Origin of the sequence: Dictyoglomus thermophilum H-6-12, assembly GCF_000020965.1 — a bacterium.
Lineage (GTDB): Bacteria > Dictyoglomota > Dictyoglomia > Dictyoglomales > Dictyoglomaceae > Dictyoglomus > Dictyoglomus thermophilum.
Map to the genome: position 1 here is coordinate 1,563,020 of NC_011297.1, position 25,237 is coordinate 1,588,256.

Here is a 25,237-nt window from a genome sequence, read left to right on the forward strand (position 1 = left end):
ATATGAGTCTTACCGAAAGAAGAAGACAATTTTTGGAAACTTTAAAGACCTTATATGAAAAAAATAAAAGGCCTATACATTATGCAGAAATTGCAAAAGAACTTTCGGTAAGCCCAGCAACAGCCTATGACATAATGCAGATTCTTTACAAAGAAGGCTATATAGATGCAATATACCTTGAAAATTCTGTAAAAAATAAAAAAGGAAGAGGAAAAATATTTTTTAAACCCAAAGAATATGAAGAATCTGAAAAGTTTATGACAAATTTTCAAGAACTAAAAAGATATCCTTTTGCGATTGCTATAATACTTTCCATTATGTTAACAATATTAAAAGATATTAAATTTTCTAAAGATCTAAGATCCATGATTGGTTTGCTAATAGGATTGTTACAATCTAACTTAGAATTAATTCTTGTTTTACTTCCGATCTTAATAATAGGATATGCAGGTAAAAAAATTTATGAGATCATACCTAATAATAAAATAAAAACCTATTTTGAAGAATATATCAATTCCATAAACCAACTAGCAATAGAAGAAAAGAAAGTATTACTCAATTTTATCTTGAATATTCTTGAGATCTAAATACCTTCTCCTTCGTGAGGAGGAATGGAGATTTTTATATCTCGCATTCTGAAAAAGCCTTCTCCATTCCTCCCTAAGAGGTTCTAAAGTAAGAAAATCCCTCCTCATACGTGGGGGTTTATTAAGTATTTCCTTATAAACTTCCACCATCATATTTGCCACGTTTTCCGCATTATACTCCTTTGCAAGTCTTAAAGCTCTTTTTTGATACTCTTCTCTAAAAGATAAATCCTGATAAAGATTTAAGATATAGTTCTTAAATTCCTCATCATTCTTAGCTGGTATATACCAATCCCTATATGGCTCTCTATATTCTGGATTATCTCTAAGAAGAAGAGGAAGTCCGCAAGATGCTGCTTCTAGAACAGCCATTGGAAAATTCTCCTGATAAGATGGGAAGAAAAATATATCTGCAGCATTTAGGTAAATTGGCATTTCTTCATAAGGTATAAGGCCTGTAAAAATAACATTAGGAGGAGCCTTTTTTATCTTTTCATTCATCTCTATATAACCTGCTGTAAGCACTGAAAAGGGCTGTCCACCTACCCACACAAATTTAATGAAGGGTAAACTATTAGCCACTTCTAAAAAGGTATCAACACCTTTTCGGGGTTGAATCTGTCCAGAACAAATAGCCACAAAATCTTCCTCGGAAAGCCCAAGTCTTCTCCTTCCTTCCATACGCAGTTCTTGACTCTTATAAAATCTTTCTAAGTTTACAGGATTAGGGACAAAAACTATAGGAGCTTTCACTCCAATCTCCTCTAATTCCTCTTTTACTTTAGGAGAAACGGCAATTACCATGTCAGCTAAGTTATAATATCTCACCAAGTATGAAGTAAAAAGAGGAAGCCACAAGTTTGAAAGAATAAAACTACCCAAAACTGATTCTGGAACTACATGGGCACTAATTACCAATCTCCTTCCAGTGAGAAGCCCTTTACTTATAGCATAAGGTCCTGGAGTATGAAGATGTGCAATATCAAATAAACCATTTGCATTAAGAAAAACTTCCACATCATCTCTCTTCTTAAGAGCCTCTGTTAATACCAGAGTTGCAGTATAAACCCCCTGCCCCTTTACTTCCCATGCTTGAGCCTCGGAGACGATATTTACAGTTATTTTATTTCCCATAGTCCTACTCCCCCACCCTTGAGACCCTTATAAATCCAGAACAGTTCAATATTTCAATTCCTCTTAACTCAAGGTTGTCCAAAAGAATATTCATACCAAGAGAATCAGAAGCCATATGCCCAGCTATAACTACGTTTATATGGTGTTTCTCCGCCTCTTTACGATGTTCTTCACTCATATGCATTCCAACTATGGTACCAACCCCTACCTCCGCAAGTTTTGATATTACCTCTACAGGGCCCTCTGTTCCTCCAGTCATATCTACAAAGATCTTCCCTGCTCTATTCTTAGGATTACCAACAAGTATTTTAGGGGGATTATTTCTCTTACTTGCTTCTCTATACTCTGGTATATCTTCTAAAAGTTCTATAACCTCTTGTAAATTATATGGGGTTTTAACATCAAAAAGTTTCTGTAAATAAGTAGCAACACAGTTGTCTGCTGGTGTATGACAGCACATAAAAGGTACTTCAAGAAGTCTTGCTGCATCAACGCTCTTATTGTGATTAGCAGGCATCACTTTTCTTTCAACTTCTGAAATCCTAGGATATAAGACACCCTCTGCATAATTTATTGGAACCCCTATCTTAGCCAGTAAATCCTCTTGAAGATGCATTACCTCATAAAAATTAGCATAAGCATAGCCTGCAGGATGGTGAGATATAACAAGATCTATTTCTTTTCCGTTTCTTCCTAATTCTTTTGCAAGCAAAATCTCAGAGGTATCAATATCTATTCCCACAAGAACTCTCTTAACTTCTTTGTTAGGATCACCATTCAATATTCTAGTATCAGCATAGGGATTTCTTAGCTTTTCTAAATCGAATCTTTCTTTCTCTTTATCACTTAATTTTTCATAATCTTTTTTTGTTCTCTCTAAAATCTCTTGAACCTTATCCCAACCTCTGGGATCATTTTTCATGCCCAAATCTACAAATAATTCATATATCTCTCTTACATTCATAAGTCTATCCTCCTCAGAATCAAGCATTACGAGAAAAACTGAACATTAATATTATAACAGATAAAAACTTTTCCTTAAAAATAAAAGGGGAGGACTCTAAAATCCTCCCCTTTCTAAATCTTATTTAAGTAATTAACTTACTTAAGAAATAAAAGGATTTTCTTCAGGATACCTTTGGCCTTCAGGTAAGTTATAATATATTTCTTTTATTCCTAGCAATTTTAATACCTCATATATGTATTTTCCTACATGTTTAAAGCCAACTGCTGTATGATGCGGAAATCTCTTTTCTAATAAAACATACCTATAGAATCGACCCATCTCCTTTATCGCAAAGACGCCAATTCCTCCAAAGGATTTAGGATCTATATCTAAGATTTCACCCTCCGCAAGATAAGATATCAATTTTGCATCAGGAGTTGCATGAATTCTAAAAATTAGTGTTTCTCCAGGTCTCAATCTCCCTTCTAATGTTCCTCTTGTAATATCCGGCTCTTTTCCTGGTTCTAAGAGCCTATGCATAATCAACTGATATTTAATAGCACCATTAATAAGACAACAAGAAGGTGTATTTCCACAATGAAATCCCATAAAAAGGTCTGTTGGTTTATAACCCTTTTCCTTTATTTTATCTTTATTTTCCTCTATCAAGTCATAAGGAACAGTATTATTAACATCAAGAAGGGTAGCTGGTACTTCACTTACATTGTAAATAATATATTCACTGAGGGCCCCATAAACATCTACTTCACATGCTACTGGAATCCCTCTACTCGCAAGTCTTGAGTTAACATAGCAAGGGACAAAACCAAAATATTTTTCAAAGGCAGGCCAACATTTATTGGCAAATATACCAAACTGAGAAGCCCCCAAATTCTTCTCCATAAAATCAGTTAAAGCTATCTCATATTGAGCAAGTTTTCTTAAAAGTTCCGGATAGGTATTTCCTGTTCCAAGCTCTTTTGCCATATCCTCCATAACCTGTGGAATTCTAGGATCATTTTCTGCCTGCCTGTATATATCGTAAAGATCTAATTCGCTATTTTCCATTATGGAAATACCAAGGTCATACAAGGGTTTAATAGGAGTGTGCATAGTAACAAAATCTTGTGGCCTTGGTCCAAAGGAGAATATCTTCAAATTCTTTAGAGCAAGAACTGCCCTTGCAATAGGTATAAAATCTTTTATCATATCTGCTATCTCTGACGGAATTCCTACTGGATAATGAGGTATATATACATGCCTATTCCTTAAACCCAAATTATAACTCAAGCTTAAAAATCCACAATAAGCATCGCCTCTCCCACCATAAAGATCTTTACCCGTTTCCTCTGCTGCAGCAACAGCCATCACAGGTCCATCAAACTTCTGGGCAAGGAGTGAAGTTGGACCTTCAGGGCCAAAATTACCAAGATATATTACCAAAGCATTAACTTCTTTTTCTTTTATTTCTTTTAAAGCCTTTAATACGTCGTTTTCGTTCTCAATGATAGTTTCCAAATTAATAATAGGAATATTCTTCTTGACACACTCTTCCACAACCTTATTCCTTCTATTTCTTGAAAGATCAATAGGGAAACAGTCTCTACTCACCGCAATTATGCCTAATTTAACTTCAGGAACATTTTTCATTTTAATACACCTCCCATTTTTCATTTTTGTCCGTATATCTCATGAAATCTCGTATACCACTTTTCAATCTCGCTATCAGGAAGAGGCTCAGGTTTCCCTAAAGAAAGAGCAAAATAACAAGTCTTTGCTATTTCTTCCACCATAACTGCATATTTTAGAGCTTCGGTAGGCGTTCTTCCAAAGGTAAATACTCCATGGTTCTTCAAAAGTACCACAGGTACAAAAGAAGAGTGTTTTTTAACCCAAGATGGCCTATCATCCTTATTTATAACTTCAAGAAGAGCATTTCCTACATCCTCAAGAGGTAGAGGAGATGCATACCTCCCTACAGGTATTTCTTCCCCAAAATAATCAGCATGAGAAGTAAGATATACAGGAATCGGCTTTCCAAGAAGGGCAAAGGCAGTAGCATAAGGAGAATGAGTGTGAACAATACCACCTATATCCTTTCTATTCCTATAAACTACTAAATGAGATAGGGTATCCACAGAAGGTTGAAGCTCCCCTTCAACAATATTACCCTCGAGATCTACAATTACCATATTTTCTGGCGAAAGATTTTCATATTTTACTCCACTGGGTTTTATAACCACATAATTAGTCTTTGGATCTCTACCGCTAACATTTCCACTGGTCATAACCACCAAATTATTTTTAGGAAGTTCCATATTCATTCTATAAACTTCTTCTCGCAACTCTTTCAAAAGCATATTACCTCACTCCTTCTTTAATCTAATCACGTTCCATGAGAATTTAGGAAGCAAAACCTCTAGTTTATTACCATCTATCTTTGCAGAATTATTTTCCCTTCTTGGTACTACTTTATCAGGCTCTTCAGGGGTATTCCCTGCAAAAGGATCTTCAGAATCATAAACTATATGTTCCTCAACTTTGAAACCATCAAATCCGCCTAAAACATACTCCACGTAAAGACTATTATCCACGTCCCTGTTAACAGCGAAAATTGATATCTCCTCTTTTTCATCGTTATAAATAACTACAGTCTCGATCAAAGGAACATCAGTATAAAGCTTAGAATCATATTTAGGAGACTCTACCTTAGGAAGAAGCACTAATCCATTTCCATAATTTGAGGCATGCATGAAGGGATAGTATATAGTTTGTCTGTAGGCTATACCGCCTTTAACAGTGGTTATTGGGGCAAGAACATTAACAAGTTGAGCAAGACAAGCAATTTTTATTCTATCTGCATGTTTCAAAAGGGTAATCATCATATTACCCACCAAGAGCGCATCAGCAAAATTGTAATCTTCCTCTAATAATGGAGGTGCCACTTGCCATGGCTCCACATTTTTGTCCTTTTTAAAAGAATGATACCAAACATTCCACTCATCAAAGGATATATGCACATCCTTTTTCATACGCTTTACAGCTTTCACATAATCAATAGTAGAAATTACTGTTTTTATAAAATCTTCCATTACAAGATTTTTAGCAATAAAACTTTTTAGGTCAGGATTATCAGGTAGATCTACGTAGTCAGGTCCAGGCATATTAGCGTAATAATGTAAAGAAACATAATCCACCACATCGTAAGTATGCTCTAAAACAATTCTCTCCCATTCAGGAAAGGTTGGCATACCAGGTCCTGAACTTCCACAAACCACTAACTCTATATCAGGATCAACCATCCTCATAACTTTAGCAACTTCCCTTGCAAGCCTACCATATTCATGGGGCAATTTATGCCCTATTTGCCATTCTCCATCCATCTCATTTCCAAGATTCCAAACCTTTATCTTATGGGGTTTTTCATAACCATGTTTTCTCCTCAAATCACTGTAATATGTTCCTCCAGGAAAATTACAATACTCTACCAGATTTCTTGCCTCATCTATCCCCCTTGTTCCAAGGTTTATAGCCATCATCACCTGAGAATCCACCTTCTTACACCAATCCACAAACTCATTTACCCCAACCTCATTAGGTTCTATACTTCTCCAAGCAAGCTCCAATTTTTTTGGTCTCAACTCTTTTGGCCCTACCCCGTCTTCCCAGTTATAGCCTGAGACAAAATTACCTCCAGGATATCTTATAATTGGGACCTTAAGAGCTTTTACAAGTTCAATGACGTCTTTTCTAAAGCCTTGCTCATCTGCCTGAGGATGGGTAGGTTCATAAATACCAGTGTAGACTGCCCTACCTAAATGTTCGATAAAAGATCCATAAATCCTCCTATCAATTCGAGAAATAATAAAGTCCTTATCCACAGTAACTTTAGCTTTTTGCATAACTAATTTTACCTCCCTTTTTAATCAAATTAAGTTGACTCTCTAATTATCAATTTAGGCTCAAAAGTATGTTGTATAAAATTTTTATTCTCAGAATCCAACAATTCCAACAAAATTTTAGCAGCTTTAACTCCCATCTCAAATCTAGAAATATCAATAGTAGTTAACGGTGGGTCTAAAAGTTCGGTATAATCCAAATTATCGCATCCTACAACAGCCATATCCTCGGGAATTCTTAACCCTATACTTTTTAAGACTTTGACCACTTCTAGAGCAATTGAATCACAAAAACAAAAAATTGCAGTAGGCCTATTTCTATTTGATAATACAGATTCCAAAATAGGCTTGACTTCCACATTAGGAGCTAAAGAATAGATAAACTTTGCATTTACTGAAAGACCTGCCTCTTTCAATGCCTCTTTATACCCCTCTAACCTTAGCTTAGCACTTGAACTTTTCCATGAATTAAGAAACAATATTTTTCTATGTCCCTTTTCAAGTAAATGTTCCGTGGCAATCTTTCCAACTTTAAAATCATCGGCAACAACAAAATTTACATTACTCTCTTTAACTCGTCTTGCCACCAAAACAAAGGGTATTTGGTGTTCAATCAGATATTTGACATTTTCAGATTCATACTCAACTGGGGCTAAAATTAACCCATCAACTCTCTGTTCTATCAAAGTTAAAATAGCCTCTCTCTCCTTTTTAGGATCCTCATTAGAATTATACAGAGCTAAAGTATATCCTCTAGAAGCTAAAACGCTTTCTATTCCTGTAACTACAGTAGCATAAAAGGGATTCAATAATGTAGTTATAACTATCCCTACTTTTTTAGTTTTTCCAGAAATAAGACTTCTTGCAAGAGAATTAGGGATATAGCCTAAACTCTTTGCTGCTTTCAAAACCCTCCTTCTAGTTGTAGGACTTACTTCTCCTTTATTATTAAGAACCCGAGATACGGTAGCTATACCCACTCCTGCAAGTTTAGCTACATCTCTTATAGTTACACGTTTCATTGGCCTCTCCCTATTCTATTTTTTACTAAAATTTATACTATAAATTTATTTTGAATTCAAGAAGAAATCGATTCTAATTACTCAACAATTAATTCAAGAATATTAGAAACAATTTCAAATCCATTAATACTTACCTTTCCCCATATCTTTAATCTATTATCTTTCGGAGCCTTTTTCAAAAGTAAGATATCATATAAACCTGTAACAGGATCATAGATAAACTCTGCTGTATCTTTCTGATCTACCTCGAAATAAACCAAAGCAGAACTCATATCGATATTAGTCCCGTCGCTCATCAAACCAGCCTCAACTATCAATCTTAGTGTATCACCTACTTTTAAATAGTTTTTACTACTCCTAATGGAAAAGACAGTAGGTTTTGGAAAGTCCGTAGGTTTTGTTCTTATTCTAATAATAGTTACGGAATAAGGGATAAACCGGTAATTAAATTCTTTAGAGACATTTATCAATTTAGAGTTCGGAATAAGTTTTTGAGGATTTGCTATATTATTTTCATCTCTTGGACTTCCATTTATCCATGAAACAAGAGCCTTTGGATGAATGTATTTTAGCCCCTCAAGCTTTATAAGACAATTAACCTCTTCCGAAGATGGGTTTACAACTTTTATTATCAAATCAGAGGTTTCTTTATCAATACTTGTAGTCAAATAAATAGGACCAAGTTTTGGGTTTACTTCTATCACAAAATCAGGTTCATCCTTAGATAAAAAATCACTATTTTTAATATATAGCTTCATCCGATTACCCTCGACTACCATCTTCACATTGTACCACTCATTAGATCTTAGATTTGTCCTATAAAAAGGAGTAAGCTGATAATCCACTCCATCATAAGTTAACTTTGCATAGGCATAATTACTATCAATATACCAAGCAACATAGTTTTTACTGTCTTTTAAGAAGTTATAAATGATAAATTTATCATTGAAGTTTTTAAACATTACCTTAAAATTGATCGAGTATTTTCCCTTCAAAGATTTAGTTTTTAAATAAATAAGAGAAGGCTCCTCCACGTTAGAAGAATTTAAAATACCTTTGTTGACACTAAACTTACCACTTAAAATTTTCCAGTTATTCAAGTTTGTAAATAAATCTTTGTAAATTATTCCTCCTTTAGAGTCTAATAAACTGAAATCTTTGAAAAAAGTATTACCCAATGACCCTAAACCAATATAGCCAGAAAAATCAAAAATTTCTCCATCCCTCTTAAAGAGATGGGAATAAACAGTGTAATCTCCCAAATTTTGACTAAACAGCCTCCAGACATAGTAATTCACAGAACCATAAGCCAAAGAATTAGTAAACCAAATAAAGTTAGGTTGCCATTGAGTATAACCAAATTTACCAAATAATGGCGCGTAAGATACCATTTTAACGATGTCAGAATTTTCCTCTATGGCTGTTAAATAAGAGGCTTCTGCAAGAGCTGATCTAAGAGAATTTAATCTTGAGTAGTCATGAGCAGCAAGCTCTCCAATAAATACCTTTGGCATATTTCTATCATAGTTATCATAACGATGTATGTTCTGATAAAACCAGGCCGGAGATTTATAAATATGTTCATCAATAATATCAGGTCTTTCGGATGGAGAAAGCCTCCTTAGCCAATCCATTGCATTTAAATAATTTTCGTCATCTGGCGCAGGTCCAACGCAACCTATAAGTTTAAGATCTGAGAACTTATTCTTTAAAGCTAAGTGAAAATATGGATACCTTTCAAAATATGGAGCTCCCCATTGTTCATTCCCTATGCTAATCATTTTTAGATTAAAAGGTTCTGGATGTCCCATTTCTCTTCTTTTACTTCCCCAGACTGTTTGAGGAGATCCATTAGCAAATTCAACAAGATCCAAGGCATCCTGAACAAATTCATTTAACTTACTCAAAGGAATATATGTTGCCCCTCTTGCCTGACAAGTCATTCCAGCATTAAGAACTGGTACAGGTTCCGCGCCTAAATACTCCGAAAGAAGAAAATATTCAAAAAAACCAAGACCAAAAGATTGATGATAGTAAGGATAACGCTGACTATACCAAAGATTATAAGTAAGTTTCCTTTCTTCAGGCTTTCCTATAGTATTCTTCCATCTATACATGTTCCCAATGCTATCACCTTCCACAATACAACCTCCAGGGAACCTTAAGAATCCCGGCTTAAAATCTTTTAAGAATTTTACTAAATCATTTCTCAATATACCCTTCCATGCATTTCTTGGAAACAAACTAACCATATCTATATACAAATCTCCAGGCCCCATAACTTTAATTACAAGCATTCCTTTTTCAGTAGTTTTAGAGGGAACTAAAGTGACTTCATATTTTTCCCAATTTTCAGAGCTTATCTGTAAATCTCTAGAGTCTAAAACCTCTTCATTTTCATTCACTAAGAGTATTCTGACAGTTCCTTTGAAATTTTTAGCTCTAGAAAACATTGAAAAATAGTATTCATCGTCTTGTATAAAAAACATACCATCAAAACCTTTATTTTCAACTCCCAATCCATCAACTCCAGGATTATCCACATGAATATGCAAATAGTTAAGATTATTTTTATTTAAAGGATCAGATGATTCTATGGATACCGTTCCTTGAGAGTCTTTAGAAAATAGTTTCTCCCAAGCATAAAATTTATTATCTGTAAACTTATTATAAAATTCAAAAGAACCATTTTGAATTAAGTTTGCATATATTCCTCCGTCAGCCGCATAATTAATATCCTCAAAAAACAAGCCATAAAGAATTGGACTTATTTGAACACCTTGCTTGTCAGCATTTACTTCAATGATGTACTCAGTTTTATCTCCATAAGTGACAACTAATAAAAGGAATATCAACATAAGGAAAATATTAAACATTCTCATCATTAACATCCTCCCAAGAGAAAAAACTGTATCCTCTACTTAACAACTCCTCCCAAAGAAATTCCTCTCAACAAATACCTATGAAACAGTACAAAAATTAATAAAACAGGCGCTACAGAAATAAAAGCAGCAGCCATAGTAGGACCTATACCCCTATAAGGATCTCCCCAACCAGCACTAAATCTCACAAGAGCTATAGGTAATGTAAATTTATCAGAAGTTGTAAGCACTAGTAATGGCCACAAAAAACTATTCCAAGAACCTAAAAAAGTCATCAATGCAAGAGTAACTAATGCTGGTCTAATAAGTGGAACAGCAATAGTTATAAGAAATCTTAATCTACTACAGCCATCAATAAAAGCTACCTCTTCAAGTTCCTTAGGAATTCCTAACATATATTGACGAAGCATAAATACTCCAAAAGTACCTCCTAATCCAGGCAAAATGAGTGCAGAAAAAGTGTTCATAAGATTTAAACTATGAATTATAAAATAATTTGGAACCAAAAAGAGGATACCAGGAAAAGCAAGAATAGCTACATAAGCCCAAAATATCAGCTTTTGGCCTGGAAATTCAATTCTTGAAAGAGCATAAGCAGCAGGGGTAGCAACTACTAATCCAGCTATGGTAGCTATAATTGCCACAATTACACTATTCTTAAAAGCATTAGCAACACTTATCCCACCAGCAGGACTCCAAACAGTTAAGTAATTTTCAATAGTAAAAGGTTTTGGAATCCACTGCGGTTTAACCTCCGCTACTGCAACGGGCGTAGGTTTAAAAGAGGTTGATAACATCCAAAAAATAGGAATAAACCAAATAATACCAATAACACAAATCACAAGAGAAAAAATAATAGTCTTAATTTCCTTCTTTATTCTCCACCATGCTTTCATAATTTATTACACCTCCGCAGACTTGATCGACCGAGTTAACAACGCCAATTGAACTGCGCTAAAAGCCACAATAACTATAAAAATATACCAGGAAATTGCTGCTGCTCTTCCTAACTGTTGTCTCTCAAATCCAACGAGATACAAATAGTAAACTATAGTTCGTGTAGATCCTGCAGGACCGCCTCCTGTAAGTATATATACTTGATCAAACAGTCCAAAAGCTAGTAGTACATGACGAGCTACATCAAAAAACATTACATTTCTTATCCAAGGCAACGTAATATGTATGAATTGCTGCCAAGAATTAGCTCCATCAAGTTTTGCTGCTTCGTACTGCTCAGGTGGAATTCTTTGAAGAGCCCCTAAATAAAGAAGAACACTAAAACCAACAATCCACCATGCAGTGATAATAATAATCCAAGTCCACGCCATTTGAGGAGTTTTAAACCATGAGGTTGCAGTATGGATTATACCTATTTTTTGAAGATAATAATTTGCCAAAGCTTGAGGTTGTGAACCTAATATCCATCGCCATGAAAACAAAATCCCTATTGAACCAAAAAAAGTAGGAGAAACAAAAGCAGTTAATGCCCACAATTTACCATAAAATCTCTTGTTAAGTAAAATAGCAAGAATTATTCCAAGAGCAACTATCAATGGAACACTGATAATTGCAAACATAATAGTATTTTTTAAAGAGTCCCAAAATCTTGGATCTTCCCAAACCCTTTTAAAATTTTCTAATCCAACAAAGCGAGCTTTTCCGATAATCTTCCAATCGTGAAAGCTTATGACTATTCCATATAGCAATGGCAGTACAATAAAAATTACAAAAAAAATAAAATGAGGTAGAAGAAATAAATAAGCTTCTAACGTATCACGTAATCGCTTCTTTGATATTTTCTTACTCATTAATGTTCCCTCCTATCAGCTCTGTCTATTAAAGCCCCCTCAATAATGAGGGGGCTTTAACCTACTTAGAGTAAGAATTGTATAGATCTAATACTTCTTTCTCAGTTAAAGGTTTGTCGTATATTTTAAGTTCATCGAAAATTCCTCTTAAGGGAGGATCCCAATAATTCACACCAACCGCAAAAGTTCCACCAGGTTTTAAACTAAATACATCAGGGACAAGTCCTTCAGGGTTAGGCTGTCCATTAATTTGAACTTTTGATATCATTTGTTTACCATTAACATATACTTTTGCCTTTCCTTTATCAACGACAATGACTATATGGTACCATTTCCCTGTTTGCAAATTCTCTGAAAATAAACCATCATACCAAATATCTTTTACATCGTCTCTTGCCCAAAGCAAAGTTCCCTGAGGCCATCCAAAAGGTACAAAACTAATCCAGTGAAAAGCCCCTTGATCATCAACATATACTCCAAAAAATGTTGTAGTATGCATAGTGAAAGTCTCTATATTCACCCAGAAAGATACACTGTAATCATAATCTTTGATCAAATCATCGGGTAATAGTATTCCTCTTCTTCCATTTAGAAGTAGCGCCTTCCCCTTGATTCCATCTGTATACTCTATATCTTTAGCTGAAATGTTTATTTTAGCACCTACTATTCTCCCTTCAGGAAAATGTCCCGTAACATCTTTCAAGTTTCCATCAAAAGGGAAATAAGCAATTAAACCATCTTCCTGTCCAAAACCAACAATTAAAACAAAAATCAAAGAAATCAGCAAACCTAATAAAAATTTAACCTTCATTTTAAAACCCCCTTTATTTTTAATTTTTTATTTTTTTTATTTTTTAATACCCCACACTGAAACTCCATTCTTAGACACACAAGAAAAAGTTACTGTCTTTTTAAGAGACATGGGATCCCACTGGGATAAGATCACACCTTTATAAGTTTCAAAACTATTATCCATTTTTATTTCCAAAGTGATATATTTATCTTTTAATTCCCACTTACCAGCAAGTTCTCCAGAAATTGAGCCATCTGCATTCAAGAAAATATTAATTGGGGTTTTTATATCTCCAGTAATATCTTTTCCATGATCAATAAAGAGATATTCTCCTACAACATTATTAACATCTAATTTTGAAATAGTTTCTCCTCCATAAGGGAAAGGAGCTATTACAGGCCAACCTTCTGAATTGAAAAACATCTGATGAACTCTTAAAGTAAAGAATTCACCTCTTCCGGGAAATCTTGTATGAAAAACTATAAAATATTTACCTGTCTCTTGTTCATAATAAGCCGAGTTATGTCCAGGAGAGACATATCCAAAAGTCAAGATACTCCGAGGATTGTTCCTATTTAAATTAAAATTTCCAATTAATTTTACCCCATAGTCTGCTAGTTTTACTTTATCTCTTCCTACCGCTTCTGCCATATCCTTACCTTGAGAGTCCAAATAAGGTCCATCTGGATTTTTTGATCTTGCAACTCTTATGTTATAACCACCCTTAGAGTCTAATCCCCCAAAGCTTAAAAAGAGATAATAATAACCTGTTTCAGGATTATATAGAATAAAGGATCCTTCCATAGGAGCATGATTTCCGCCGGCAATCTTTTTCCCATATCCCTGATTAGGAAGAGGAAAACCTGTTTTAGGATCTAACTTGATAATATAGATTCCTCCAAAATATGATCCATAGCTCATCCATAAATTTCCATCTTTATCATAGAACACATGAGGATCAATACAATTGGGATGTTTTTGAGGATTGTATTGAGTACCATCTGGAGCTAAACCTTCTTCAAAACGTATACCTGACTTTAGTATGATTTTTAAATTCCTATAGGGCCCTTCTATATTATCGGAAACTGCTACTCCAATGGCAGATCTAAAAGATCCAAAAGTACTAACACAATAATACATATAGTATTTGCCATCTAAAAGCCGTATTACACAAGGTGCCCACACATCAGGCGCAGGAGTTTCGGCCCACTCAAAAGCTTCAGAAAGTTCCTTAGAAATATTAGGGATTATCTTATTATCATCACTGAGACTAGAATTTACTATCTGCCATACCATAAGATCTTTAGATTTTGCTACTGCAAGATGCGACCCAAAAACATAATATGAATCCTCTGCTTTAATTATTGCAGGATCATGAACAGAAGCCCAAATTTGTAAAGGCACTTCTTCTGTAGCTGAAAATGCAGTACTCAGTAAAGCAATTAAAAATATTAAAAACAAATGTTTCATAAATCTTTCCCTCCATAAAGAGAGGGAGGAGTTTTTTTCCTCCTCCCTATAAATAGCTTACTTTTTTCCTGCCCAGTAATCTTCTATTATTGGCATAACTTCTTCTGCTGCCATCTCCATTGCTTTTTCTGGAGTTAATTTTCTTGTTATTAATACATCTTCTAAATAAGTTGCTATTGTATCTACTATTTCAGAAATATATGGGAACATTTGGAAAGTCTTCACATAAGGTAATTGTTGAGCTATTGTGTATATATATGGGAGTTTATCTTTTAATTCTTTACTTGTTGCTATAGATTTTCTTGCAGGTGTTTGTCCAGCCGCATACCATTCAATAGCATGATCCCAAAGATACTTCACCCATGTCATAGCAGCCTTTAATACTTGTGGGTCTTCCACCATTACTTTCGGTAAAGCTAACACATGAGATCCACCAAATACTGCCCTATGAGTTCCAAATAGTGGCGCTGGTGCTGCTCCAAAATTCTCTTTCAAAACACCTTTCCAAGCCGTAGATGTCCATACTCCTGTAATTAATACACTTGATTGCCCACTCTCAAAAGCAGGCCCTGGATCTACAGAAGATTTAGGAAGATATCCTTTATCTTGAAAACTCATAAGAAGCCGTAATGCCTTTGCTCCCGCCTCCTGAAATGCCGGTTTCTTAAAGTCTGGAGTTAATAAATCTCCTCCAAATTGCCACATTAAATGTACCCACAACCAGCTCCAGGTAGGATTTTCATAGTACGGAGTAACACCTTTAGGAGTGACCTTTTTAAGTGCTTCCATTGCTTTTTCAAATTCAGCTCTAGTCCTTGGTGGTTTGTCAGGATCTAATCCTGCTTTTGCAAAATTTCCCCTATTATATGCCATATAGAATATCCAACAATCTAAGGGAATTCCATATATCTTATCCCCATTTACAATTCCTTTGAGCAGTTCTGGATAAACATCCTTAATATCTATCCCATATTGTTTCAATTCTTTTTCTGTAAAAGTTTTAAATTGATCTTGCTCAATAAAAAGAGGCATATCAGGTTTTCTTATAAACAAAACTTGCGGAGCTTGCTTTGTAGCAATTCCTGTGGATAACTTTGTTTTGTATTCCAAAGAATTTACTAAAACAAGGTGTACAACTTCTATATCAGGATGTTCTTTATTAAAGTTAGCAATAATTTTATCCATATAAGCTCCATCTGCTCCTCCAAGCGGTGTCATAAAGGTCAGAGTTATTTTCTTAGCCTGTCCCAAACTTATTACTATTAGAATCAGTAAACTTACTAACATGATTAAACTTAATTTTTTGATTCTCATCCTTTAAACCCCCTTTAATTTCTAAGCATCATTTAAAAACAAATCTAAGTTTTTTTAAAAACCTTTTTCTTTTATTTTGTCACCCCCTTAACTTAACTTTACTGGAAAGGTTTCCAGAAACACATAAAACAAAATTTACTAAAATTTTTAGTTTAATTTTAAATCAAAGGTATTTAGATTGTCAAGTATTTTTTAAAACCAAAACCAGTAATTAATATTTCACAGCTCCAAAAGTAAGTCCTCTCAAAAGATATCTTTGCATAGTAAAAGAGAAGATTACTGCTGGAAGCATAGTAACGATGCCTGCAGCTGCCAATGGTCCCCAAGCTATTCTCCAACCTGTAATATATCTTCCAAGATATACAGGCAAAGTTTGAGAATTTGCAGTACTTGTTAGAATTAAAGCAAGAAGAAATTCTCCCCAGCAAGTAACAAAACTCAGAGTCATCATTGCAGCAAGTCCTGGAGCACTAAGAGGCAAAACTACATGAAAGAATGTACTTAACGATGAAGCTCCATCTATATATGCTGCTTCATCTAGTTCTTTAGGTATTCCATTAAAGAAAGAAATCAAAACCCAAGTACTAAAAGGAATAGTAAATATAAGATATACCATAACAAGAGCAGTCCAAGTATCAAGCAACCTTAAATTTTTAAAGAGAATGTATAAGGGTAGAGCGGAGGCAATAGGAGGTAACATCCTAATAGAAATTATCCAATTAGCAAACTTTCTACCTCCGGTCTTGAATCGTGATATAGAATAGGCAGCCAGAGCAGAAATGATAACAGCAAGAATAGAGGTTATCAAAGATATTACAGTACTGTTTCTAAGGTAAGGTGTTATATTCTCAATAGAAGTTGTTGTACTTCCATAAAAACTTCCTCCACCAGTAAAATTCTCCAATGTTAAGGTCCTTGGAAAGATCATGGGAGGCCATGTAAACCAATCACTTGCAGGCTTAAAAGCAGTTATAATAAGCCAATATACTGGAAAAAGGAAAAAAACAAGAATAACTAAAAGAATTAACCATTTAACAGAATATAATAGATATTTCATAGTTTTAACCCCCTATAACTCCAAATATTCCCAAAGCCTCATTGTCCTTATAAGTATATTTGTTAGAATTGTTACTAAAATAAGGAGTAAAATACTTAAAGCTGAGGCATATCCTACATCCCATCCAAAAGATACCCCTACTTTATATATATAGAAACTGAGAGTATGGGTAGCATAACCTGGTCCACCAAAACTTGTCATATAAACAATATCAAACATTCTCAAGATATCTATTAGCCTTAAGATTATTAATATCCAGAAAAGAGGCCTAAGAAATGGAAACTCAATATACCTAAAAATAACCCATCTATTTCCACCATCAACTTTTGCAGCTTCAATTAGATCCGTAGGAACTGTTTGTAATCCTGCATACAGAACTAAGAAAATAAAAGGAGTCCATTGCCATATATCCATTATGACTACGGCAATCCTTGCGAAAAATGGATCTCCAAACCAAGCAATTTTATTCACTCTAAAAAGACTTAATAGATAATTGACTGGACCGTATTCATAATTAAAAAGCATCTTCCATATAACTCCTACAACTACTGCAGGAATCATCATAGGTAAAAGCAAAGAACTTCTCACAATCTTTTCACCAACCAAGTTTTGTATAAATAAAGCGATAAATCCTCCTAAAATAATTTCGATAGGTAGAGCCAATAATACAAGTAAAAAAGTAAATTCCAAAGTAGAATGGACACCTTCATCCTTAAAGGCTTTAATATAATTCTCTAATCCAACAAAATAGGGAGCTTTCCATTCTGCTAAATTGTAATGCATAAAAGAAATAACTATCATGTAGATAAAGGGGAAAATAGTAAGTAATAAAAACACAAACACAAGAGGCATAACCATAAGTATCGCTGTCCGTCTTGTTCCTTTATCCATTAAATTTCCCCCTATCCTTAATTTTTAATTAATAGGGGGAGCATTAAGCTCCCCCCAAAAGCTTATTACTTACCAGATAGGATATTCATCCACTGTTCGGCCAGTTTATTGAGTTCTTCTACAGTATTAGGTCTTTTACCCATCAAAATTTCAGAGAATACTCCTACAGTAACATCCTCAAGTTTAGGCTCTTCAGGAATCCTTGGACGATGTGATTGAGTCTTTATGGTCTGTAAGAACACAGATACTCTGGGATCCGCTTTTCTAACCTCGGGATCTCTTACAGTAGAAAGTCTTGAAGGTGCTACTCCGTATTTTATAAATTTAATCTTGTCATTTTCTTTATTAGTTGCAAATTGAATAAACATGAAGGCTTCTCTCTTATTTTTGCTTGCAATGTTTAATCCAAGAGCCCAATTTCCACTCACAGAATGTCCACCAGGCATTACTGCGACGCCTACTTTTTTATCGATGGGTTGTAGAGCAGAAGATGTCTTGAAAGTTGCCCACACTCCAGTCCATTGTGGAACCATAGCTACAGTTCCTCTTGCAAAGTATTCTAATGTTTCACCATAATCAGATCCAAGAGGATCAGGGCTATAAGGCATTAAAGCCTTCATAGTCTCAAGGGCTTTTACCCCTTCAGGAGAGTTAAAGGCTGGTTTTTTATCGGAGGTGAAGTAATCTCCATAATCAAGATCTACAGGACCCCATTTCTTCAAACCTTCCTGACTTCTCCTATAAGGAGCAAAGTACAACAAGTACATATAGAATAATGTATGGGTTCTTGGGAACATAAGAGCTATACCATACTCTGTAGGAGAATTAGGATTAAATTTCTTTGTGAAAAATTTTGCAACCTCAACAGTCTCTTCCCAAGTCTTTGGAACTTTGAGGTCTTTTCCAAACATCTTCTTAAATTCTGCTTTTAACTTAGAATCATTGAAGAGATCTTTACGATAATAGAAAAGCATAGTATTGCAATAAAAAGGTATACCTATATTCTTTCCTGCCCACATACCAGCTATATGCCATATGGTAGGATCAAAATCCTTCATGTCCCAATTAGGATCTACAAGATCGGGATTTTGTTTTCTAAACTCATTCAAATCTACAAATCCTTTTGCTACTGCTCCTGCTGTCATAACGTCCCAAGTTGCTACATCAAAAGCCCCAGTTCCACTTGCCACATCAGCTAACATCCTTGGATAAAGTACTTCCCAAGATATAGGTGTTACCTGTACTTTTATGTTAGGATATTTTTGCATAAATCTTTGAGCAATATCTTGCAAAGCATCAGCATTATCAGGTGATGACCACACATTTAAAACCACTTGTTTTTGAGCATATCCCCCAACAATTAATAATAGAAACAAAGCAACAGAAATTAAAATCAAAAACCTTTTCATAAATAACCCTCCCCTTTGAGAAAATTTGGAAAAACTCAAATGAGATTCAAGAAGGTTTACAAAATTACTTTATCGCCCCCCTTAAAAATTTTACTAGAAATTTCACTAAATAATATAACACTAATAATTTTTAAAGTCAACTTTTAAAAGTCAAGTTTAACCTGTTGACTACTAATTAAAATAATTGTATATTTTAAGTAAAATTTTAATAGTTCTGTTTTAAAAAGGTGAGAGTAATGAAAAGAGAAAGTACAAAGAAAAAGGTTACATTAAAAGATATTGCAAAGGCTGCTGGTGTATCCGTATCGGCAGTCTCTTTCGCACTAAATAATAAAGGTTCCCTTAATCCTGAAACCAAAACAAGAATCTTGAAAATTGCTCAGGAACTTGGTTATAGTCCTGAGAGAGAGATTAAAAAAACTTATACTATAGGACTTGTAATAAGCGATGTTACAAACCCCTTCTATCCAGCTGTGGTAATAGGGGTTGAGAGTGTCTTATTAAAACATGGATATAGCCTATTCTTATGCAATACTGATTACGACCCTGAGCTTGGATGCACCTCTATAAAAAGGTTTATAGATAGAAATGTAGATGGAGTAATAATAATGACTAACAGATTGGATGATTCAGTGATAGAACTTCTAAAATTGTACGAAATTCCTGTATTAGTCTTTGATAGAAATATAGAAGGTCTTGATGTTAGTGGGCTATTAGTAGATTTTCAATCAGGCATATCCGAAGCCGTTACCCATCTTGTTAACTTAGGACATACAGATATAGCCATAATTACAGGTCCTCTTGATTTAGAAACAGCCCAAGCAAGACTCAGAGCCTTTAAAATGGCTCTTAAAAGATACAACATTGACTTACCCGAAGACAGGATCTTTGAAGGAGACTTTAAAATGAGAAGCGGCGAAGAAGCCATGAAAAAAATTCTAAAACTTGATCCAAGACCTACTGCTGTTTTTGCATCTAATGATATGATGGCTATTGGTGCTTTAAGGGAGGCTCAAAACCAAGGAATAAGAATACCAGAAGATATGTCCATTGTGGGACTTGATGATATTATGATGGCCTCCTATGTCAATCCTCCCTTAACTACCGTAGTCTTTCCTCAACAAGAAGTAGGAACAAAGGCGGCAGAATTAATATTGAGAGCAATAGAAAAAGGAGAAAAAGCTGTATCTTATATCCATACTTACCTTGTAATTAGAAAATCTACAGGCCCTGCGCCAATTAAATAAAAGACTACGAAAGTTCTTTAGCAAAAAGAGCAGCCCCTAAGGCTCCAATTATCTGAGGCTCCTCAGGAACTTTTATATTTACTCCCATCAAATCTTCTAATGCCCTAACTACTCCAATATTTTTAGCTACTCCTCCACTCATAACTACTTCCATCTCTATGCCTACTCTCTTAGCAAGTGAAAATGCTCTTTTGGCCACTGAATAGTTTATCCCTTTTATAATCTTTTCCTTAGGAACTCCTTCAGAGATCAAAGTTATTATTTCAGATTCTGCAAAAACAGTACATATATTAGTTATCTCAACATGCTCTAAAGTCCTAAGGTGTACTTCTCCAAATCCATCAAGAGAGATTTGAAGTACTTTAGACATTATTTCCAAAAAACGTCCAGTTCCTGCTGCACATTTATCATTCATCACAAAATCAACCACAGCACCATTTTTACCTATTTTTATTACTTTACTATCCTGTCCTCCTATATCTATTACCGTCCTTACATTAGGAAACAAAAAACTTATTCCTTTAGCATGACAGGATATCTCAGTTTTAGTTTTTTGAGTAAAATCTACTTTTACTCTTCCATAACCAGTTGCAACAATATTATTAATATTATCTAAAGAAAGGTTATGGGTTTTTAACAAGTCATAAATTAAATCTAAAGCAGTTTTATTCCCATCAGGACCTGTCTCCTTTATAGAGTATCCTAAAATCTTATCCCCTGATCCATCATAGGAAAGCAGAACCACTTTTGTAGTAGCAGAACCTATATCCACACCTAAAAAATATTTCATGATATCACCTCTAAAAAGGCTTCTACTCTTGTTTTAATCTGTTCCTTTGGAAAATTAAGCTCATCCACCAGATCTCCATCAATAACTATCGAAGGAATACCCTCTGATACAAGCTTTTGCCTAATTATATAGGCTGGAACAGATCCTTGTCTACATCCCCACTGATTAAAAATTATTACCCCATCAGCTTTATATTTTTCCACATTCTCCAAAGCCGTATTTACTCTATCTTCTAAAGTTGAGAATGCTTTAAAATTTACCAACTTTTTGGCAAGAGATTCAAAGGGATTGCTCACATCAAGTTTCTCCCAGGAGATAGAGGTAGATTCTTCAAAAACAATATATGCACCCTTGCTATTCAACCATTGAAAGAAATCTGTTTTAAAATAAGGACCAAGGTGCATCCAATATAATCTTACCTTTGGCTCTATTATATCTCCCCTTTTTATTCTTTCTTTTATTTCATCTCTAAGACTTTTAAAAAACTCAACTCCATATTTAGAGCCAAAAACAGAAAAAATCATTCCTGCATAATCTAAAAAGTTTTTACCATCCATTACTACATACTCTCTCCTAAGATCTTTTATCTCTTCAAAATATTTATAAGCCTCATTAGATAAAGTAATAGCCTTTTTAAGCCTATTTATTCCGTCTTTCACTCCAAGCCTCTTAGTAAGGTTATAGTACAACATTTCAATTTGGGAGGCCAAGTAATCTATATCTTCATAAGAATCTATTATGTAAATCTCTCCTCCATTTAGATCTTTTGTAAGAGCAAAAGAAAATACAGGAGAAAAACACGGTTTTGTATAGCTTACTAAAAAATCAGGCGTGGGAAAAATTTTTAGTTTTGATAATCCTACAACTCCCCTATGTACACTACATACATCAGAATTCCCTAAAATTGCCTCACTCTCAGAAAGAGCCCTTCTTATTAAACCAAAAGCAGCCAAAAAACCTGCTGCCACCTCCGGAAGAAGAGGATACATATCAAGGGCATAAAATATCTCTGAAGGGGCAAAAATATTCATCATAATTTTTTTACTTTTCTTACTGTAAACATGCTTTACAAGATCTAATGCATATAAATAAGAAATTTTGGTTACCTTATCTTCCCTATATTTTGCTCTAATGAACATTCTTGCCCCCAAATAGAAAAGGGGAAAATTCACAGCACTCTTTATAATATTTGATTTCTCATAAATTATTTTTTCTACGTTCATAGATCATCTCCATGAAAGCTTCAACTCTTGTTCTTATTTGTCCCTTATTTCCCAGGGTATAATCGTCTTCGATTAAAAGAACTGGAAGATCTAAACCTTTTAAAGCCTCTCTTAATCTTCCTACTTGATAAATGAGGGGATCACAAAACTTCAAAAGATAAATAATAACACCATCAATATTTCCTTTTAAATCTTTGATCAAATTGATTCTCTTTTCCTGATCTAAATTTCTCACACAGGTAACCCTTCTAAGATAGTACTTAGAAAGGGCATAAAATGGATCTTCATGATAATTTTTAATCTCTTCTAAAGAATTTCCCCCAAAACAAGCATCAAGATATATAACTTCAATACCTAATTCACTCAAATAATTGACAAAATCAAGGGGAAACATTGAAGAAAGCAAATAAACTCTTAACCCATTACTATTCCTTATAGGTCTAGAAGAAGTAAAAGAATTCCCTGTAAGGAGAGAAAGAATAAAGAGGGGATCTCCTAACCTATTTCTTTTAATCTCCCTTCTCAAAGAATTATAAAAATCAATTACTTCTACAAGTTTTTCAAACTTTATATCTTCGCTAAGATCTTGATAAAATGCTTTAAGTTCCTCTGAAAAATATCTCACAGCTTCCTCATCTCTATTAAATGGGATTTTTAAAAAGTAAATTTTTTCAGAAATATCTAAATTTCTCCAACATTCGTATATTCTCTTTGAAGAATCACAACCATCGGTGAGGACAACCTTTTCCAATCTTAATTCATTTCTTAAAATATACTCATTTACATTCCTAATATATGGACAAAAATATTTTGGATATAATTCATCGGTTCTTTCGGGATATGATTGGGGAAAAATCAAAGGAAGGGGATTAAAATCTGAAGCAGAAATAATCTCAGGGGGTACGTAGGAACACATATATCCCACGTAACCCCCCAAATTAATTTTCTCTTTTATATAAGAATAGTAACTATAATAATCACTCAACTCCTCCATTTAAGAAAAATTATATCACAAAAACTACTTTACTCCTTTTACTTTATCTCTTATTTCGATTAACTCTTTCATCACATGATATAGATTGTAAGATGCCTCTTTCGTTCCAAAGATATCGTGAAGCTCTTTATATAGCTTATAAAGTCTATTGTAAATATTTCTATCCTCTTCTCTTGGATAATATACTTTATCCTTTACTCTACATATGGCCTTTTGAGCCTCCTCAACATTTTTATATCCACTCTTCTCATATCCTGCAGCCACAGCACCAAATATTGCTGCACCAAGGGCTGGAGTTTGAGAAGAATAAGATATTTTTATGGTTCTTCCTAAGACATCGGCATAAACCTGCATGACAAATGGGTTCTTTTCAGGTATACCACCACAAGCTATTACTTCATTAACCTTTACACCATACTCCTCAAATCTCTCCATAATTACTCTTGCACCAAAGGCTGTTGCTTCTATTAGAGCTCTATATATCTCTTCTGGTTTTGTCTGGAGAGTTTGCCCTATTAAAAGTCCTGTAAGTTTGGCATCTACAAGTACTGTTCTATTTCCATTATTCCAATCAAGGGCAAGAAGTCCGCTTTCTCCTGTCTTTAACTTCTCTGCTCTTTCTGTTAATAATTGATGAAGATCTTTATTTCTCCCTTCCTCACCAAAATACTCTCTTGGAGTTAAATACTTTACAAACCAATTGAATATATCTCCCACAGCAGACTGTCCCGCCTCCAGTCCATAATAGCCCGGAAGGATTGAACCATCTACTATTCCACAAAGTCCAGGAATATCAGGAAGTTTTTCAGTATTAGGAACCACCATCATATCACAAGTAGAGGTACCTATAACCTTTACAAGAATGCCAGGCTTAATTCCTGCGCCAACTCCTCCCATATGGGCATCGAAGGCTCCAACGGCTACTACTACATCTTTATTCAACCCAAACTTCTCCGCATAATATTCTGATATATATCCAAAAGGAACATCAGAGGTATAAGCTTTATTGTAAAGCCTATCCCTTAACTCTGCAAGTTTGGGATGAAGTTGAGAGAGAAATTCTTTGCTTGGTAGCCCTCCCCACTCTAAATTAAACATAGCCTTATGTCCTGCTGCACATATACTTCTTTTTATTTCATGGGGTTTAGTTTTCCCTGTTAAAACTGCTGGGATATAATCGCATATCTCTACCCATGTATATGCAGCATCAAAAACCTTAGGATCTACTCTCAGACAATGTAGTATCTTAGAGAAAAACCATTCAGAAGAATATACACCGCCATACTTTCTCAAGTATGGATATCCCTTTTCATTGGCAAGTCTTGTTATCTCTTCTGCCTCCTCATAACTGGAGTGATCTTTCCAAAGCCATGCCAAAGCATTAATGTTGTCTTTAAACTCCTCATGAAAGGCAAGAGGTATTCCATCTCTGTCTACTGGTAAAGGAGTGCTTCCTGTAGTATCTATTCCTATACCTATAACATCCTTTCTGCTAAACTCCTTACTGTTCCTTTCTGCTTCCTTTAACGCTCCCTCTATGGTTACTTCAAGCCCTTTTATGTAGTCGGCTGGATGTTGCCTTGCTACATTTGGATTCTTAGGATCAAGAACCACTCCATCTTCCCCATGTTCATAATTGTATACGTATGTACCCAACTCTTCCCCATTTCTTATATCCACTACTAAAGCTCTGACAGAGTTAGTACCATAATCTAAGCCAATAGCATATTTACCCATATGCATACCTCCCAAACATCATTCAATTTTTAGT

Annotated in this window: 21 protein-coding genes; 2 read left to right on the forward strand and 19 right to left on the reverse strand. The window is 34.6% G+C overall.

Annotation, left to right across the window (positions count from 1 at the left end; genetic code table 11):
• Positions 1–2: 2 nt before the first annotated feature.
• Positions 3–587: a helix-turn-helix domain-containing protein gene (locus DICTH_RS07830; protein ID WP_012548631.1), complete on the forward strand. Its 585-nt coding sequence runs from the start codon at positions 3–5 to the stop codon at positions 585–587.
• On the opposite strand, the gene DICTH_RS07835 is transcribed toward DICTH_RS07830, so the two are convergent.
• From DICTH_RS07835 to DICTH_RS07905, 15 genes are all read right to left on the reverse strand, one after another.
• On the reverse strand, positions 552–1,721 hold the full coding sequence (locus tag DICTH_RS07835) for a glycosyltransferase (RefSeq protein ID WP_012547656.1): 1,170 nt from the start codon (positions 1,719–1,721) through the stop codon (positions 552–554). The genes DICTH_RS07830 and DICTH_RS07835 overlap by 36 nt on opposite strands.
• Before the next feature lie 4 nt (positions 1,722–1,725).
• Entirely contained in the window at positions 1,726–2,685 is a 960-nt protein-coding gene (locus DICTH_RS07840) for a Nif3-like dinuclear metal center hexameric protein (protein WP_012547074.1), read from the reverse strand.
• A 141-nt stretch (positions 2,686–2,826) separates the two neighbouring features.
• Positions 2,827–4,317 (reverse strand): L-fucose/L-arabinose isomerase family protein, encoded by a 1,491-nt coding sequence (locus DICTH_RS07845; RefSeq protein WP_012548011.1) that lies wholly within the window; start codon positions 4,315–4,317, stop codon positions 2,827–2,829.
• Between the two features lie 20 nt (positions 4,318–4,337).
• Positions 4,338–5,027, reverse strand: a complete 690-nt coding sequence (locus DICTH_RS07850; protein ID WP_012547154.1) for an L-ribulose-5-phosphate 4-epimerase — start codon at positions 5,025–5,027, stop codon at positions 4,338–4,340.
• Positions 5,028–5,033: 6 nt separating this feature from the next.
• Positions 5,034–6,569, reverse strand: coding sequence for an arabinosylfuranosidase ArfA (gene arfA, locus DICTH_RS10355; protein WP_012548731.1), 1,536 nt, complete (start codon positions 6,567–6,569; stop codon positions 5,034–5,036).
• A gap of 29 nt (positions 6,570–6,598) precedes the next feature.
• Positions 6,599–7,588 carry a LacI family DNA-binding transcriptional regulator gene (locus DICTH_RS07860; RefSeq protein WP_012547368.1) on the reverse strand — a complete coding sequence of 330 codons (990 nt, stop codon included), beginning with the start codon at positions 7,586–7,588 and terminating at the stop codon, positions 6,599–6,601.
• 77 nt (positions 7,589–7,665) lie between these two features.
• Positions 7,666–10,473: an alpha-L-arabinofuranosidase C-terminal domain-containing protein gene (locus tag DICTH_RS09695; protein WP_012548501.1), complete on the reverse strand. Its 2,808-nt coding sequence runs from the start codon at positions 10,471–10,473 to the stop codon at positions 7,666–7,668.
• Positions 10,474–10,505: 32 nt separating this feature from the next.
• Positions 10,506–11,366: a carbohydrate ABC transporter permease gene (locus DICTH_RS07870; RefSeq protein WP_012547167.1), complete on the reverse strand. Its 861-nt coding sequence runs from the start codon at positions 11,364–11,366 to the stop codon at positions 10,506–10,508.
• Between the two features lie 6 nt (positions 11,367–11,372).
• Positions 11,373–12,278: a carbohydrate ABC transporter permease gene (locus DICTH_RS07875; protein WP_012548257.1), complete on the reverse strand. Its 906-nt coding sequence runs from the start codon at positions 12,276–12,278 to the stop codon at positions 11,373–11,375.
• Positions 12,279–12,339: 61 nt separating this feature from the next.
• Positions 12,340–13,089 carry a LamG domain-containing protein gene (locus DICTH_RS07880; protein WP_012547051.1) on the reverse strand — a complete coding sequence of 250 codons (750 nt, stop codon included), beginning with the start codon at positions 13,087–13,089 and terminating at the stop codon, positions 12,340–12,342.
• A gap of 36 nt (positions 13,090–13,125) precedes the next feature.
• Complete coding sequence (locus tag DICTH_RS07885) at positions 13,126–14,541, reverse strand: glycoside hydrolase family 43 protein (protein WP_012548435.1); 1,416 nt, start codon at positions 14,539–14,541, stop codon at positions 13,126–13,128.
• 57 nt (positions 14,542–14,598) lie between these two features.
• On the reverse strand, positions 14,599–15,855 hold the full coding sequence (locus DICTH_RS07890; protein WP_012547365.1) for an extracellular solute-binding protein: 1,257 nt from the start codon (positions 15,853–15,855) through the stop codon (positions 14,599–14,601).
• A gap of 211 nt (positions 15,856–16,066) precedes the next feature.
• Entirely contained in the window at positions 16,067–16,912 is an 846-nt protein-coding gene (locus DICTH_RS07895; protein WP_012548388.1) for a carbohydrate ABC transporter permease, read from the reverse strand.
• A gap of 12 nt (positions 16,913–16,924) precedes the next feature.
• Positions 16,925–17,803, reverse strand: a complete 879-nt coding sequence (locus tag DICTH_RS07900) for a carbohydrate ABC transporter permease (RefSeq protein ID WP_012547652.1) — start codon at positions 17,801–17,803, stop codon at positions 16,925–16,927.
• 65 nt (positions 17,804–17,868) lie between these two features.
• The gene (locus DICTH_RS07905; RefSeq protein ID WP_012548029.1) at positions 17,869–19,212 is read right to left on the reverse strand and encodes an ABC transporter substrate-binding protein; all 1,344 of its coding nucleotides are present in this window, start codon (positions 19,210–19,212) and stop codon (positions 17,869–17,871) included.
• Between the two features lie 236 nt (positions 19,213–19,448).
• Here DICTH_RS07905 and DICTH_RS07910 point away from each other — a divergent pair, with 236 nt between their 5' ends.
• Positions 19,449–20,459 carry a LacI family DNA-binding transcriptional regulator gene (locus tag DICTH_RS07910; protein WP_012546992.1) on the forward strand — a complete coding sequence of 337 codons (1,011 nt, stop codon included), beginning with the start codon at positions 19,449–19,451 and terminating at the stop codon, positions 20,457–20,459.
• Between the two features lie 4 nt (positions 20,460–20,463).
• On the opposite strand, the gene DICTH_RS07915 is transcribed toward DICTH_RS07910, so the two are convergent.
• The 4 genes from DICTH_RS07915 to DICTH_RS07930 all read right to left on the reverse strand — a co-directional run bounded on the left by DICTH_RS07915 (position 20,464) and on the right by DICTH_RS07930 (position 25,203).
• On the reverse strand, positions 20,464–21,249 hold the full coding sequence (locus tag DICTH_RS07915) for an acyl-CoA dehydratase activase (RefSeq protein WP_012548312.1): 786 nt from the start codon (positions 21,247–21,249) through the stop codon (positions 20,464–20,466).
• Entirely contained in the window at positions 21,246–22,472 is a 1,227-nt protein-coding gene (locus DICTH_RS07920; RefSeq protein ID WP_012547236.1) for a 2-hydroxyacyl-CoA dehydratase subunit D, read from the reverse strand. The genes DICTH_RS07915 and DICTH_RS07920 overlap by 4 nt, the downstream gene beginning before the upstream one ends.
• The gene (locus DICTH_RS07925) at positions 22,447–23,388 is read right to left on the reverse strand and encodes a 2-hydroxyacyl-CoA dehydratase subunit D (RefSeq protein WP_236608261.1); all 942 of its coding nucleotides are present in this window, start codon (positions 23,386–23,388) and stop codon (positions 22,447–22,449) included. Before DICTH_RS07925 ends, DICTH_RS07920 begins: the two co-directional genes overlap by 26 nt.
• Before the next feature lie 102 nt (positions 23,389–23,490).
• A complete protein-coding gene (locus tag DICTH_RS07930) occupies positions 23,491–25,203 on the reverse strand; it encodes a ribulokinase (protein WP_012548334.1) in 1,713 nt (570 codons plus the stop codon).
• Between the last annotated feature and the right edge of the window lie 34 nt (positions 25,204–25,237).